This is a genomic window from Enterobacter sp. RHBSTW-00975, assembly GCF_013615235.1.
GTDB classification, from domain to species: domain Bacteria; phylum Pseudomonadota; class Gammaproteobacteria; order Enterobacterales; family Enterobacteriaceae; genus Enterobacter; species Enterobacter ludwigii.
Genome location: NZ_CP055883.1, coordinates 4,533,829 through 4,549,133, shown reverse-complemented (window position 1 = coordinate 4,549,133; position 15,305 = coordinate 4,533,829). Strand labels below are relative to the sequence as shown.

10 protein-coding genes are annotated in these 15,305 nt (G+C 56.2%); 7 read left to right on the top strand and 3 right to left on the bottom strand.

What is annotated here, in order from left to right:
* Positions 1-3 precede the first annotated feature (3 nt).
* Entirely contained in the window at positions 4-999 is a 996-nt protein-coding gene (locus HV340_RS22025) for a glycosyl hydrolase family 8 (RefSeq protein WP_040018274.1), read from the top strand.
* 45 nt (positions 1,000-1,044) lie between these two features.
* Here HV340_RS22025 and bcsG read toward each other — a convergent pair whose 3' ends face one another.
* From bcsG to bcsE, 3 genes are read right to left on the bottom strand one after another with little or no spacing between them, the layout of a single operon-like run.
* Positions 1,045-2,724, bottom strand: coding sequence for a cellulose biosynthesis protein BcsG (bcsG, locus tag HV340_RS22020; protein WP_020884479.1), 1,680 nt, complete (start codon positions 2,722-2,724; stop codon positions 1,045-1,047).
* Positions 2,717-2,914 (bottom strand): cellulose biosynthesis protein BcsF, encoded by a 198-nt coding sequence (gene bcsF / locus HV340_RS22015; RefSeq protein WP_025202797.1) that lies wholly within the window; start codon positions 2,912-2,914, stop codon positions 2,717-2,719. Before bcsF ends, bcsG begins: the two co-directional genes overlap by 8 nt.
* The gene (bcsE, locus tag HV340_RS22010; protein WP_020884480.1) at positions 2,908-4,470 is read right to left on the bottom strand and encodes a cellulose biosynthesis c-di-GMP-binding protein BcsE; all 1,563 of its coding nucleotides are present in this window, start codon (positions 4,468-4,470) and stop codon (positions 2,908-2,910) included. The genes bcsF and bcsE overlap by 7 nt, the downstream gene beginning before the upstream one ends.
* A gap of 173 nt (positions 4,471-4,643) precedes the next feature.
* Between bcsE and bcsR the strand changes: the two genes are divergently transcribed.
* From bcsR to bcsC, 6 genes are read left to right on the top strand one after another with little or no spacing between them, the layout of a single operon-like run.
* Positions 4,644-4,832 (top strand): cellulose biosynthesis protein BcsR, encoded by a 189-nt coding sequence (bcsR, locus tag HV340_RS22005; protein ID WP_020884481.1) that lies wholly within the window; start codon positions 4,644-4,646, stop codon positions 4,830-4,832.
* An 11-nt stretch (positions 4,833-4,843) separates the two neighbouring features.
* Positions 4,844-5,596, top strand: a complete 753-nt coding sequence (gene bcsQ, locus HV340_RS22000) for a cellulose biosynthesis protein BcsQ (protein ID WP_025202798.1) — start codon at positions 4,844-4,846, stop codon at positions 5,594-5,596.
* Positions 5,593-8,208, top strand: a complete 2,616-nt coding sequence (gene bcsA / locus HV340_RS21995) for a UDP-forming cellulose synthase catalytic subunit (protein ID WP_047742655.1) — start codon at positions 5,593-5,595, stop codon at positions 8,206-8,208. Before bcsQ ends, bcsA begins: the two co-directional genes overlap by 4 nt.
* A 10-nt stretch (positions 8,209-8,218) precedes the next feature.
* A complete protein-coding gene (bcsB, locus tag HV340_RS21990; RefSeq protein ID WP_049021720.1) occupies positions 8,219-10,639 on the top strand; it encodes a cellulose biosynthesis cyclic di-GMP-binding regulatory protein BcsB in 2,421 nt (806 codons plus the stop codon).
* Positions 10,640-10,645: 6 nt separating this feature from the next.
* Positions 10,646-11,752, top strand: a complete 1,107-nt coding sequence (gene bcsZ / locus HV340_RS21985; RefSeq protein WP_181216563.1) for a cellulose synthase complex periplasmic endoglucanase BcsZ — start codon at positions 10,646-10,648, stop codon at positions 11,750-11,752.
* Positions 11,734-15,216 carry a cellulose synthase complex outer membrane protein BcsC gene (gene bcsC, locus HV340_RS21980; RefSeq protein ID WP_181216231.1) on the top strand — a complete coding sequence of 1,161 codons (3,483 nt, stop codon included), beginning with the start codon at positions 11,734-11,736 and terminating at the stop codon, positions 15,214-15,216. Before bcsZ ends, bcsC begins: the two co-directional genes overlap by 19 nt.
* Positions 15,217-15,305: the final 89 nt, after the last annotated feature.

The window sequence follows — 15,305 nt, the reverse complement described above, 5'->3', positions numbered from 1 at the left end:
ATTATGCGAAAACCCGCATGCGCCGCTCTGGCCGTCATGATGAGTTTACTGTTCTCCCCCCTCTCTCAGGCGGGCCAGGCCTGGGAGAGTTACAAAGCACGCTTCTTTACGCCGGAAGGGCGGATTGTCGATACCGGCAACGGCAATGTTTCGCATACTGAAGGCCAGGGCTTCGCTATGCTGATGGCGGTGGCTAACGACGATAAAACCACGTTTGATAAGCTCTGGAAATGGACTGACAGTACGCTGAAGAACAAAGAAAATGGTCTGTTTTACTGGCGTTATAACCCTGCCGAGTCCAACCCGATTGCTGACAAAAATAACGCCGCCGATGGCGATGTCCTGATTGCCTGGGCGCTGTTGAAAGCGGATACGCGCTGGCATGACAAACAGTACAGCGCCGCATCGGATGCGATAACGAAAGCACTCATTAGCCACACCGTGACCCGTTATGCGGGTTACCGCGTGATGCTGCCCGGCGTTCAGGGGTTTACCCTCGACGGTGAGATCGTGCTAAACCCCTCTTATTTCGTCTTCCCGGCCTGGCAGGCCTTTGCCAGCCGCAGCCATTCGCCGGTCTGGGGCAAGTTGATTCAGGATGGCCATCGCTTGCTGGCAAAAATGGGATCGGGTAAAGCCAGACTTCCCACGGACTGGGTCTCACTGGGCTCTACGGGCACGCTGTCCCCGGCCAAAGCCTGGCCGCCACGGATGAGCTACGACGCGATCCGCATTCCACTTTACCTGGCCTGGTCTGATAAGAAGAGCCCGCTGTTAACGCCGTGGCGAGCCTGGTTCGGTCAGTTCCCCCGCGAACAAACTCCCGCATGGGTAAACGTGACGACCAATGAATATGCGCCTTACATGATGGAAGGGGGGCTGCTGGCGGTACGTGATTTAACGATGGGACAGCCATCCGGAGAACCCGAGATCACTGCAAAGGATGATTACTACTCCGCAAGCCTGAAAATGCTTGTATGGCTTGCTGAGCAGCCATAACGGAACGGGTGAGCCCTCTCCCTTGGGGGGAGAGGGAAATGCGGTTTACTGCGGATAAGGTACCCAGTCTCCACCGTTCAGGCGAACGTACGGTTTATTCTGATACTGAATCACAACCGCGTTCGCGTTCTCAGAGACTTCGGCAGTTTGCGGCAGGTTACTGGTGAGTTGATCCCAGTTCACGCTGTCTTCCACAAACAGTTTGCCGTCAACCGCGCGGGCAACCAGTTCTGAAATGGCCAGATAGCTGGTTGGCTGAGCGATCTCAATCGGTGCGCCCTGATGAGGTGCCTTCATACCAAAGAATTTAATGCCTGCCGGTACGTTGGTAATAGACGGGCTAGGGATATCACGCAGACCTGACACCTGCATTCTGTCGCCTTTCAGCGCGGCGCCGTGTTCAGGTACCACAACCACCATCACTTTACGGCCCGATTTATCCAGCTCCGTAAAGAACGCGTCCAGTTCATCGAAGAATTTCTGCGCACGAACTTTATAATCTGCCGTTTTGCTCACGCCAGGGAAGTGGTTACCATCGTGAAGCGGCAGCGTGTTGTAGAACGTTGCACTGCGCGGATTACTGTCTTTTTCGATGGTCTTCAGCCAGCGTTGCAGCACGGCGGTATCGTCATAAACAGGTGAACCGTCAAAGCCCAGCAGAGTGACCGGCAGTCCGGTTTGATCCATCAGCTGTGCCTGCATACCACCCTGTTCGCGTACCTCTTTCAGGAAGTTACCGAACTGGCCGTTATGTCCCAGCATCAGATGCTGCGTGAAGCCCAGTTTTGAGAGGTTATCGAACAGATAACACTGGTTGCCGGCGGGTTGATACAGGTTCTTATGCGATGTCTGACCGCAGCTTGCACGAAGCAGGCGAATTGCCGCCGGGCCGCTGTACGAGGTGGCAGAGTTAAAGTCTTTAAACTGGATATCGAAATGGGACCACAGCGGGTGAGACATCAAACCCGCGGCATCGACGTCAGCCCAGGAGAGTGAACAGATGTTGATCACCAGCAGCTCAAACGGCTGAGCATCCGCCGGCAGGGCTTCCGGGAATTTGGTCTGACGTTTATCTTCCGCGGTATAGAAGCTGGAGAGCCAGGCGTTCAGGTTAGTGGACGTCGGCGGTGCGGTCTGCGTCGGGATATCGCCGACCACAGGCGTATCACCTGCCGTCGTGACGGTTGCCGCTGCACTTCCCCCGGTAGTGGTCACCGTGGTCGTGGGTTGACCCGCGGGCCACAGGGAGAAGTCTGGACCTGCAAGCGTCAGCACGTTCAGCCAGATCATAATGGCGACGACAAATACCGTGACGCGGATCCATTGTGACAGGAACAGCCAGGCCACCAGCAGCACAAAGACGGCACCTATCATTTGCCAGTTAATAAAGCGCTCGGTCAGGTCAAGGACATAGCTGGCGCTAAACCCTGCCACCTGCGAACCCTGACTCATAATGCTGTCCGGTCCCGGCAGCCAGGTGTCATGCCAGAACAGAGCAAAGCCGACAGGGATAGCAATCCAGTGACGCAAGCGATGCAGCCTGATATTGGGCAAAGGCATCAGCAGGAAAGCCATAAACACCAGGTTGAGCAGGGGATGGAAATTCAGATAGCCTGCCCACAGCAGACCAAACTTCACCAGAAAGTAGAAGTTCCAGCCGGAAAGGCCGCGCCAGTATTGCCAGAGCGGCGATGGTGACGAAGCGGTATAGGTAGAATTAGTCATGTTTTCGGTCTGCCTTGACGTGTGATGCCCGTGTCAGTGTTCCGGCTGGTTTTACATAGCGAGGTTTTACAAACAGCACTCTGGCCGTATCGCGGATACGGCGTATGGAATGGCGTGCATAGTAGCCAAGCGGGAAAAAGATCAGCGCACAGAATACGACCAGTTGAATGATATCGCTGATATTCATGATGGTGCGTTCTCCCCATTCTCAGTTAACAGGCGAAGGGGTTCCGGTATTCGCCGCCAGACGTGTCCGTCATGTCGGGCGTTGAGAATCGGTTTGGCATCGCTCTTCACGGTGAGCGGTTTCGCCCATTGTTCAGGCTCGAGGGCGCGCATCTGCACCAGCTCTGCACTGATAGAATTATCTTCGAACCAGATCATACGGTTCGAGAAAATATCCCCGGTTGGCAGGGGGAAGATATGGTTAAGGGCGGTATCAAGATCGTTTATCCGGCAGAAAGACAAGAACAGCACCAGGCGGTTGTCGCCGATGGTCATGATGTCTCCTGTGCGGTTCGGGCGGCACAAGGTGAGCGCCTGTTCAACGCGGATACCCGGTACCGGGCGCAGGGCAACCATCACCCCTTTCCCGTCTGCAGGAAGCAGCGTGTTGCTCATCATGTTGCCGACGGCGTCGCAGAAGGTATCCCATTTCTGGTATCCACGCAGCTTCATCGGCTGCGTCATGGAGAGCAGGGTGGAGATATCTTCCGGTACGTGACGGTTGAACTGCTGACCCTGAACGCTTTCGAGAAGCGTCAGGCAGCGTGATAACGGCGCATTCCACGGAATCACCATATTGGCACCGCAGCCCAGAAGCAGGCGCTCATCCGTGGCGCGAAGGCTGGTGTTATTTTCGCGCACCACTATTTTTAAGGCGCTTCCGCGCTGGCGACGTAAGGTGTGGATCTGTCGCGCCAGCGTTTCAATCTGGTTATTTTGCATGAGCGAAAAAACAATGGTTGCCGCCTGAGTTGTGCGAGCTTCATTAAAAAGCGCTTCGTTAGAATCAAACAACGACCAATTTTCCGAGAGCGCAGGTGCCCCTTCTAAAACGGCAATATGGCTCAGGATTCGTTTTTCATCGCTGCGCGGTTGCACCACGGTTTCTTCCTGCTGCGCCAGGTGCCATTCGCCCTCAATATGTTTAAGGGTGAGCTGTTGTCTGGCGCTTACGCCTTTTTCATTACACCAGAACGCAATATCGTAGAGATAGCTGTCTGCCTGGTTCCGAAGACTCGCCAGACCAAACAGGGAGCGATATTCGCCCATTAAAAGGGAAAACAGTTTGTCATTATTACTGCCAGGATTGACTATCAATAGCGTGCAATTTTGAAATTTTGCCCATTTATTGATTTTTTCCAGCCAGGGCAGTAGTTTTTCAGCAGGGATATTTTGCAGGGCGTTATTTGAGCATTTCAGAATCACCAGATAGTGATCCGGATCAATAGAGCACTGAATGTCGCGGGACAAAAAGTATAGACTATCGGCCTCCGCAGGCATGGAAAATAATCGCACCGTCTGCGGACCGCGATCGTTTTCAAGGGTGATAATTTTCTTTGGCTCTTCGCCCATGCTCACGACGGCCACGCGGGAATCCTTGCCCTGAGCGGCAATTGTCTTGTTTACCAGACTGATAGCATCTTCATTACGATCCGTATTAATCCACCAGACTCCTCCGACTGGCATGTGGCTCAATTCGTCCCATAATGACTGGATGCCAATAGAAAATATGGAGTCCACGGTGTCCCTCTTTTCGTTTAATTTCTCTGTATCTCAGTTTACTAGCGAAAGCGTAGAAATAAACCTAACATTGAAATTAAAGAACATCAGATTTAGCATGTAAATGAAATTTGATAGGGCAGGAAGCCTCGCTACTTCTGATTGTGCGATTTTACTCAAAGGGATGGAATAGAATGGATAATAACGAACCCGGCACCCCAGTCGACTCAACCCTGGGTTACACATTCCAGAACGACTTTCTGGCGCTGACGCAGGCGTTTTCATTACCTGAAATAGATTACACCGACATTTCCCAGCGGGAACAGTTGGCCGCGGCTATTAAACGTTGGCCGCTATTAGCTGAATTTGCCCAACAACAATAAGGGAGCCATTGATGGCCATACTAGGATTACAGGGCGTCCGTGGTGGAGTAGGTACAACATCCGTTACCGCGGCGCTGGCGTGGTCATTACAGCTTTTAGGTGAATCGGTATTGGTGATTGACGCCTGTGCCGATAATTTGCTGCGCATGTCGTTTAATGTCGACTTTACGCGTACAGAGGGTTGGGCTCGCGCGCTGCTTGATGATAAAGACTGGCGCGATGCGGGTATGCGTTATACCTCGCAGCTTGATGTACTGCCCTTTGGCCAATTGACCACTACCGAGCGTGAAAATGAAGCTGCCTATCAGCGTCTGTTTTCCCAGTTCACCGTCGCGCTGCAGGAGCTGAAAGAAAAAGGCCATTATAAGTGGATCCTTCTGGATCTACCGCACGGCGCCGGCACGCTGACCCGACAGCTTATGGCGCAGTGCGATCGCGTGCTGTCGATTGTGAACGTCGACGCGAATTGCCATATCCGTCTGCATCAGCAAGGGTTGCCTGAAAATGGTCATATCCTGATTAACGATTTACGTATTGGCAGCCAGATCCAGGACGATCTGTATCAGGTTTGGCTGCAAAGCCAGCGCCGTCTGCTGCCGATTGTTATCCATCGTGATGAGGGCATGGCGGAATGCCTGGCCTCCAAACAGCCACTCGGTGAATACCGCAGCGATTCCCTGGCGGCAGAAGAGATCCTGACGCTGGCGAACTGGTGTCTGCTGCACTTTGCCAAAGGGGCAGAGCCTGCAGGGAGTTCTGTATGAGCCGTCTCGCCAGCTGGTTACTCATCCCGCCGGTCAGTTCGCGTCTGAGCGAACATTACCGGCATTTTCGCCGGCACGGAGCTTCGGCATTCAGCGCCGCGCTCGGCTGCTTCTGGATGATTCTGGCCTGGACGTTCATTCCCCTTGAACACCCGCGCTGGCAGCGCATTCGTGCGCAGCACAGTGAGTTATATCCGCATATTCATCCCGACCGCCCGCGACCGTTGGACCCGGCGCGTTATATCATTCAGGCTATCTGGCTGGTGGCCACGTCGTCCCGCTCAGAAAACAAAGCGCCGCGCTGGCGCAGCTTTTCCCGCGTGCAACATTTACGTGAGCGCTATCATCAGTGGCTGGACAGTTTGCCTGACCGCGTGGGTGACAAGACCAGCCATCTGGATAACCATAAAGAGCTCGGGCATCTGCACCCGGGCTTGCGGCGTTTTATACTCGGCGTAATCGTCGTTTTCTCGCTCATTCTGGCCCTGGTCTGTATTACGCAGCCCTTTAACCCTCTGGCGCAGTTCACCTTCCTGATCCTGCTGTGGGGCGTGGCATTGCTGGTGCGTCGTATCCCGGGACGCTTCTCCGCCCTGATGCTGATTGTGCTGTCACTGACCGTCTCCTGTCGCTACATCTGGTGGCGTTACACCTCAACGCTCAACTGGGATGACCCTGTCAGCCTGGTGTGCGGTCTGGTTCTGCTGTTTGCGGAAACGTACGCCTGGGTTGTACTGGTGCTGGGGTATTTCCAGGTCATCTGGCCGCTCAACCGTCAGCCGGTTCCGCTGCCAAAAGACACGTCACAATGGCCGTCTGTCGATCTCTTCGTGCCGACCTACAACGAAGACCTGAGCGTGGTAAAAAACACGATTTACGCCGCGCTGGGTATCGACTGGCCGAAAGATAAACTCAAAATCTGGGTCCTGGATGACGGCGGCCGCCCGGCGTTCCGCCAGTTCGCGGAAGAGGTGGGTGTCGAGTACATCGCCCGTACCACGCATGAACACGCCAAGGCCGGGAACATCAACAACGCCCTCAAGTATGCCAAAGGTGAGTTTGTCTCAATCTTTGACTGCGACCACGTGCCGACGCGCTCGTTCCTGCAGATGACGATGGGCTGGTTCCTGAAGGAGAAAGAGCTGGCGATGATGCAGACGCCGCACCACTTCTTCTCGCCAGATCCGTTTGAACGTAACCTTGGCCGTTTCCGTAAGACCCCTAACGAAGGCACGCTGTTCTATGGCCTGGTGCAGGACGGGAACGACATGTGGGATGCGACCTTCTTCTGCGGTTCCTGTGCGGTTATCCGTCGTAAACCGCTGGATGAGATCGGTGGAATTGCCGTCGAAACGGTCACCGAAGATGCGCATACCTCGCTGCGCCTGCACCGTCGGGGCTACACCTCCGCGTATATGCGTATTCCGCAGGCCGCGGGTCTGGCAACGGAATCTCTCTCGGCGCACATCGGCCAGCGTATTCGCTGGGCGCGCGGCATGGTGCAGATTTTCCGTCTCGATAACCCCCTGATTGGAAAGGGGCTGAAACTCGCGCAGCGTCTGTGCTACGTCAACGCCATGTTCCACTTCCTGTCCGGTATCCCTCGCCTCATCTTCCTGACCGCGCCGCTGGCGTTCCTGCTTCTTCACGCCTATATCATCTACGCGCCTGCGCTGATGATTGCGCTGTTTGTTCTGCCGCACATGATCCACGCGAGCCTGACGAACTCGAAGATTCAGGGTAAATACCGCCATTCGTTCTGGAGTGAAATCTACGAAACGGTGCTGGCCTGGTACATCGCGCCGCCGACGATGGTGGCGCTGATCAACCCGCATAAAGGTAAATTCAACGTCACCGCGAAAGGCGGTCTGGTGGAAGAAGAGTATGTCGACTGGGTCATCTCCCGGCCGTACATCTTCCTGGTGTTGCTGAATATCGTGGGCGTGATTGCTGGTATCTGGCGCTACTTCTACGGCCCGGAAAACGAGATCCTGACCGTGTTCGTGAGTATGGCATGGGTGTTCTACAACCTGATTATCCTCGGCGGCGCGGTTGCGGTGTCGGTGGAGAGCAAACAGGTCCGCCGTGCGCATCGCGTGGAAATCTGCATGCCTGCGGCAATCGCCCGTGAAGATGGTCACCTCTTCTCCTGTACCGTGCACGACTTCTCAGACGGTGGTCTGGGGATAAAAATCAACGGTCAGGCGAAGGTGCTGGAAGGGCAGAAGGTTAACCTGCTGCTGAAGCGCGGCCAGCAGGAGTACGTCTTCCCGACGCAGGTGGTGCGTGTAGCCGGTAATGAAGTCGGTCTGCAGCTGATGCCGCTGACGAAAAAGCAACATATTGATTTTGTGCAGTGTACGTTTGCCCGCGCGGACACGTGGGCTCTCTGGCAGGACAGCTTCCCGGAAGATAAACCTCTGGAAAGCCTGCTGGATATTCTGAAGCTGGGGTTCCGTGGCTATCGTCACCTTGCAGAATTTGCCCCGTCGTCGGTGAAATTAATTTTCCGGTCCCTTACTTCGCTGGTTTCCTGGATCGTATCGTTCGTTCCTCGTCGTCCCGAGCGGGATGAGGCGAAGCAGGCGGACCCGGTTATGGCTCAACAATGATGATAACGCGATGAAAACTAAACTTTCCTGGTTATGTGCAGTGGCAATGGGGGTAAGTGCGCTCCCCACAACGATGGCTAACGCAGCACCCGATAACGCAGCGGCAACGCCTGCTCCGACGGTACCTGTGGTCGCCCAGGCGACCGATCCGGTTATCACCGCGGCACCCGGTCAAACGGAAAACGTCATTCCGAACCAGCCTACGGACGGCAACACCCTGCCGGCAGACAGCAATGTCGTCGGCCAGGTGATGCCGGGCGTACAGGGAGCAAACGCGCCTATTGTCGCGGAAGATGCCCCGTCACGGGACGTGAAGCTGAGCTTTGCGCAGATTGCGCCGCCGCCGGGCAGCATGGTGCTGCGCGGTATTAACCCTAACGGCGGCATTGAGTTCGGTATGCGCAGCGATGAGGTTGTCTCTCACGCCATGCTGAACCTTGAATACACGCCATCACCGTCGCTGTTGCCGGTACAGTCTCAGCTGAAGGTTTACCTGAATGATGAGCTGATGGACGTCCTGCCCGTCACAAAAGAGCAACTGGGTAAGAAAACACAGGCCCAGGTGCCGATTAACCCTCTTTTCATCACCGACTTTAACCGCATACGTCTGGAGTTTGTCGGTCACTACCGTGACGTCTGTGAGAACCCTGCCAGCAATACCCTGTGGGTAGACGTAGGACGCAACTCTTCGCTGCAGATGACCTACCAGTCGCTGGCGCTGAAAAACGACCTCTCGTCGTTCCCGGTTCCGTTCTTTGATCCGCGTGATAATCGTCAGTTAGTGCTGCCAATGGTATTTGCGGCGTCTCCGGACGTCACCGAGCAGCTGGCGGCCACCATTGTGGCATCGTGGTTTGGTTCACGTTCTGGCTGGCGCGGGCAGAACTTCCCGGTGATGTACGACAAAATGCCGGACAGAAACGCGATCGTGTTTGCGACCAACGCGAAACGTCCTGCCTTCCTGCGCGATCACCCGGACGTAAACGCGCCGACCATTGAGATGATGAGCCACCCGGATAACCCGTACGTGAAGCTGCTGGTGGTCTTCGGGCGTGATGATAAAGACCTGGTGCAGGCGGCCAAGGGCATTGCCCAGGGTAACGTTCTGTTCCGTGGAAACAGCGTGGTGGTGGATGAGGTTAAACCGCTGCTGCCGCGTAAACCTTATGATGCACCAAACTGGGTGCGTACTGACCGAGCCGTCACGTTTGGCGAACTGAAAACGTATGAAGAACAGCTGCAGGCGACGGGGCTTGAGCCAGCCCCGATTAGTCTGTCACTGAATCTGCCGCCAGACCTGTACCTGCTGCGCACCAACGGTATTGATATCAATCTGAGCTACCGTTACACCGCGCCGGCAACCAAAGACAGTTCACGCATGGATATCAGCCTGAACAACCAGTTCCTGCAATCTTTCAGTCTGACAAGCACGCAGGATACTAACCGACTGATGCTCCGTCTGCCGGTGTTGCAGGGGCTGCTGGACGGGAAAACGGACGTCTCTATTCCGGCGCTGAAGCTTGGGGCGATCAACCAGCTGCGCTTTGATTTCCAGTACATGAACCCGATGCCCGGCGGCTCAGTGGATAACTGCATCACCTTCCAGCAAGTACAGAACCACGTTGTGATTGGTGATGAGTCAACCATCGACTTCTCGAAGTATTATCACTTCCTTGCCATGCCGGACCTGCGTGCATTTGCCAATGCCAGCTTCCCGTTCAGCCGTATGGCCGACCTCTCTGAATCCATTGTCGTCATGCCAAAAGCGCCAAATGAGGGCCAGGTGACGACCCTGCTGGACACTATGGCGTCCGTGGGTGCGCAGACCGGATTACCGGCAATTAATGTCACGTTGACTGACGATGGTAGCCAGATCCAGAACAAAGACGCGGACATCATGGTGATCGGTAACATCCCGGATAAGCTGAAGGATGACAAGCGTATCGATCTGCTGGTCAAAGCAGCGCAGTCCTGGGTTAACACGCCACTGCGTCAGACCGAGTTCCCGAGCATTATGCCGGATATCAACGATCGTCAGGCCAGCGTGCAGACAACCGTTACGTCTCAGGGGCCAATGGCCGCGGTGGTTGGCTTCCAGTCACCTTACAACGAGCAGCGTAGCGTAGTGGCGCTCCTGGCGGACAGCCCGCGTGGGTATGCGTTACTCAACAGCGCGATGAACGACAGCGGCAAACGTGCCGCGATGTATGGTTCGGTGGCGGTGATCCGCGAGTCTGGGGTCAATAGCCTGCGCGTGGGCGATGTGTACTACGTGGGCCATCTGCCGTGGTTCGAGCGTCTATGGTATGCGCTGGCTAACCATCCGGTTCTGCTGGCTATCCTGGCCGCCGTCAGCGTGGTGTTGCTGGCGTGGGTGCTGTGGCGTCTGCTGCGTATCATCAGCCGTCGTCGCCTTAACCCGGATGAGTAACAGGTGATGAAAGCGTTTCGCTGGTGTGTGTTAGCAGCGTTGATGCTGGCGGCGATCCCTCTTCGCGCCGCCTGCACCTGGCCTGCCTGGGAGCAGTTTAAAAAGGATTACATCAGTGAGAGCGGGCGTGTCATTGATCCCAGCGACACGCGCAAAATCACCACGTCGGAAGGGCAAAGCTATGCGTTGTTCTTTGCCCTGGCCGCGAACGATCGCAAAGCCTTTGATCAATTGCTGACGTGGACGCGCGACAACCTGGCCGGGGGCAATCTGAACGATAATTTGCCCGCCTGGCTATGGGGTCAGAAAGACCACGACAACTGGGCGATAATCGATACCAACTCCGCCTCGGATGCCGATGTCTGGATTGCCTGGTCACTGCTTGAGGCGGGCCGGCTGTGGAAACATCCGGACTATACCCGCACGGGTAAGGCGCTCCTTAAACGCATTGCCCATGAGGAAGTGGTGAAAGTACCGGGACTCGGCTCCATGCTGCAGCCCGGGAAGGTCGGTTTTGCCGAGGAGAAAGCCTGGCGCTTTAACCCCAGCTATCTTCCTCCGCAGATAGCGAGCTATTTCACGCGCTTTGGTGCCCCGTGGACGACCCTTCGTGAAACCAATCTGCGCTTGTTGCTGGAAACGGCGCCAAAGGGGTTTTCGCCGGACTGGGTGCAGTATCAGAAAAACAGAGGCTGGCATTTGCAGCAGGATAAATCGCTGGTGGGCGGCTACGACGCCATCCGCGTCTACCTCTGGGTCGGAATGATGAGTGACAAAGACGCCCAGAAAGCCCGGTTGCTTACGCGCTTCCGGCCGATGGCGACAATGACAACGAAACACGGTGTACCGCCGGAAAAAGTGGATGTGGCGAGAGGGAAGCCTGCGGGCAAGGGGCCGGTCGGCTTTTCCGCTGCGATGCTGCCTTTTTTACAGCAGCGTGATGCGCAGGCGGTACAGCGCCAGCGCGTTGCAGATAATTTTCCCGATAATAATGCCTATTACAGCTACGTACTGACTCTCTTCGGGCAAGGATGGGATCAGCATCGTTTTCGCTTCACCGCTCAAGGTGAATTAATACCGGACTGGGGCCAGGAATGCGCAACTTCACAGTAAATCTTCTCAGTTTATCGCTTAGCCTGGCACTGATGCCGCTGGCTCAGGCCGCTAACTCCCCGCAGCAGCAACAGCTGCTGCAACAGGTGCGGCTGGGTGAATCGACGCAGCGTGAGGATTTGGTTCGTCAGTCGCTCTACCGCCTTGAGCTGATTGACCCGAACAACCCCGACGTCATTGCGGCGCGCTTTCGTTACCTGCTTCGTCAGGGTGATAACGCCGGTGCGCAAAAAGAGCTGGATCGTCTGAAAGGGATCGCGCCGGGCTCCAGTGCGTATCAGTCCTCGCGCAATACGATGCTGCTTTCTACGCCTGAAGGCCGTCAGCAGTTACAGCAGGCCCGGTTACTGGCTACAACGGGTCATACTCAGGAGGCCATTGCGGCCTATGACAAGCTTTTTGACGGTAATCCGCCGGGCGGTGACGTGGCGACGGAATACTGGAATGTTGTGGCGAAAGATCCTGCCCGCCGTGGTGTCGCCATTAACCAGCTGAAGAAAATTAACGCCAGCAGTCCGGGCAATACGCAGCTGCAGGGTACGCTGGCCCAGTTGCTATTCCAGACCGGACGTCGCGATGAAGGCTTTGCGGTGTTGCAGGAGATGGCCAAATCCAGCAATGGCCGCAGCCAGGCATCTGATATGTGGTATGAGCAGATCAAAGATCAGCCTGTCAGCAACGCCAGCGTCAGCGCGCTGCAAAAATACCTGAGCGTCTTCAGCGACGGCGACAGCGTAGCGGCGGCACGTACCCAACTTGATACGCAGCAAAAACAGCTCGCCGATCCAACCTTCCGTGCTAAAGCACAAGGGCTGGCGGCGGTGGATGCCGGGCAGGGCGATAAGGCGGTGGCGGATCTGCAAAAAGCGGTCAGCGCAAATCATGCCGACAGCGAAGCCGTGGGCGCGCTTGGACAGGCGTACTCTCAGAAAGGCGATCGCGCCCGTGCGGTGGCGCAGTTTGAAAAAGCGATCGCCCTCGATCCGCAGAGCGATAACCGCGGTAAATGGGACAGTTTGCTGAAAGTTAACCGCTACTGGCTGCTGATCCAGCAGGGTGATACCGCCCTGAAAGCGAACAATACGGCGCAGGCGGAACGTTATTACCAGCAGGCGCGTGCCCTCGACAATACCGACAGTTATGCGGTGCTGGGGCTGGGAGATGCCGCGGCGGCGCGTAAAGACACGGCTGCGGCAGAACGTTATTACCGTCAGGCGCTGCGTATGGACAGCGGTAACAGCAATGCCGTTCGTGGCCTTGCCAATGTTTATCGTGCGCAGTCACCGGAAAAGGCCTCGCAGTTTATCCAGTCGCTCTCTGCCAGCCAGCGCCGAAGCATTGATGACATTGAACGCAGCCTGACCAACGAGCAGCTGTCAGCCCAGGCGGAACAGCTGGAAAACCAGGGCCAATACGCTCAGGCGGCGGAAATTCAGCGTCGTCGTCTGGCACTCTCTCCGGGCGACGTCTGGATAACCTACCGTCTGTCGCGCGATCTCTATAGCGCGGGCCAGCGCAGCCAGGCGGATAACCTGATGCGCCAGCTTGCCAGCCAGAAACCGTCCGATCCGGAACAGGTGTATGCCAGTGGGCTGTATCTCTCCGGAAACGATCAGGACCGGGCCGCGCTCACGCATCTGGAGACGCTTCCGCGCAGCCAGTGGAACGCCAATATTAAGGAGCTTGCCGACCGCCTGCAGAGTAACCAGACGCTGGAAACGGCAAACCGACTGCGCGACAGCGGCAAAGAGCAGGAGGCGGAAAACCTCCTTCGCCAGCAGCCGTCCTCTACCCGTATCGACTTAACCCTTGCGGACTGGGCGCAGCAGCGTGGCGATCTGGAGGCCGCGAAAACGGCTTACAACACCGTGCTGGAGCGTGAACCGCAGAACGAAGATGCGATCCTCGGTCTGACCGAAGTGTATAGCGCCCAGGGCAACAAAGAGGCAGCCCGTGCCGCGCTGGCAAAACTGCCTGCCGCGCAAAACGGAGAGCCGCTGTCGCTCAATATGCAGCGCCGGATCGCGATGGCGCAGGCAGGCCTTGGGGATTCCGCCGCCGCAGAGCAGACGTTCAGCAAGATTATTCCTCAGGCGAAATCACAGCCTGCATCTATGGAAAACGCGCTGGTATTACGTGATGCCGCCCGTTTCCAGACGCAAAATGGTCAGCCTCAGCAGGCACTGGAAACGTATAAAGATGCGATGGTGTCGTCAGGCGTCACGACGACACGTCCGGCTGACAATGACAGCTTTACCCGCCTGACGCGTAACGACGAAAAAGACGACTGGCTGAAACGCGGCGTGCGTAGCGACGCCGGTGATTTGTACCGTCAGCAGGATGTTAACGTCACGCTGCAGCATGATTACTGGGGCTCCAGCGGCACCGGCGGCTATTCCGATCTTAAAGCGCATACCACCATGTTACAGGCGGATGCACCACTGGCGGATGGCCGTATGTTCCTGCGTAGCGATTTGGTCAATATGGATGCCGGGTCCTTTTCCACCGATAACGGTACCTACGATCCGAAATGGGGCACTTGTGCCGAAACGCCGTGTAGTGGCAACACGCATCAGTCAGCAAATGGCGCGAGTATTGCCGTGGGCTGGCAGAATAAAACCTGGGCGTGGGATATTGGGACCACGCCGATGGGCTTTGACGTTGTCGACGTGGTCGGCGGTGTAAGCTACAGCAGCGACCTGGGGCCAATCGGTTACACCGTTAACGCCCATCGTCGCCCGATCTCCAGCTCTCTGCTCGCCTTTGCCGGGCAAAAAGATACCAACACCGCCACCACCTGGGGCGGCGTGCGCGCAACCGGCGGTGGCGCGAGCATCAGTTATGACAAAGGTGAGGCGCACGGCGTCTGGTCGAGCCTGAATGCGGAAACGCTGACGGGTAAAAATGTGGAAGATAACTGGCGCGTCCGCTGGATGACCGGTTACTACTACAAGCTCATCAATAAAAACAATGAGCGTCTGACCGTCGGCGTGAGCAACATGCTCTGGCACTACGATAAAGATCTGAGCGGTTATACCCTGGGTCAGGGCGGTTATTACAGCCCGCAGGAGTATGTCTCCTTCGCGTTGCCTGTCACCTGGCGTAAACGTACCGAGAACTGGTCCTGGGAGCTGGGCGGATCGGTGTCATGGTCTCATTCTAAAACTAACGACGTGATGCGCTATCCCATTCAGGGACTGATTCCGACCGATGAGCCCGGTCGCTACACCGACAGAGGCGAAATGGAAACCGGCAGCAGCTCCTCAGGCACGGGTTATACCGCACGGGCCATTATCGAGCGCCGGGTCACGTCCAACTGGTTTGTGGGCCTCGGTGTGGATATTCAGGAAGCAAAAGATTATACCCCAAGCCACGCACTGCTTTATGTACGCTACTCTGCTGCAGGCTGGCAGGGCGATATGGACTTACCGCCGCAGCCGCTTATCCCTTACGCGGACTGGTAATCGGATTTAACTTAATCCATTTGTAAGTCTCTCTTAAAAGTACAGCAATCGGGTATACTCAGGCGCACCAGGTTTACACCCTGGTGCGC

Excerpts from the sequence above, each read along its gene's own strand:
- HV340_RS22025 (WP_040018274.1), top strand. The coding sequence starts at position 4 with ATGCGAAAACCCGCATGCGCCGCTCTGGCCGTCATGATGAGTTTACTG.
- bcsG (WP_020884479.1), bottom strand. The coding sequence starts at position 2,724 with ATGACTAATTCTACCTATACCGCTTCGTCACCATCGCCGCTCTGGCAA.
- bcsR (WP_020884481.1), top strand. The coding sequence starts at position 4,644 with ATGGATAATAACGAACCCGGCACCCCAGTCGACTCAACCCTGGGTTAC.
- bcsQ (WP_025202798.1), top strand. The coding sequence starts at position 4,844 with ATGGCCATACTAGGATTACAGGGCGTCCGTGGTGGAGTAGGTACAACA.
- bcsA (WP_047742655.1), top strand. The coding sequence starts at position 5,593 with ATGAGCCGTCTCGCCAGCTGGTTACTCATCCCGCCGGTCAGTTCGCGT.
- bcsB (WP_049021720.1), top strand. The coding sequence starts at position 8,219 with ATGAAAACTAAACTTTCCTGGTTATGTGCAGTGGCAATGGGGGTAAGT.
- bcsZ (WP_181216563.1), top strand. The coding sequence starts at position 10,646 with ATGAAAGCGTTTCGCTGGTGTGTGTTAGCAGCGTTGATGCTGGCGGCG.
- bcsC (WP_181216231.1), top strand. The coding sequence starts at position 11,734 with ATGCGCAACTTCACAGTAAATCTTCTCAGTTTATCGCTTAGCCTGGCA.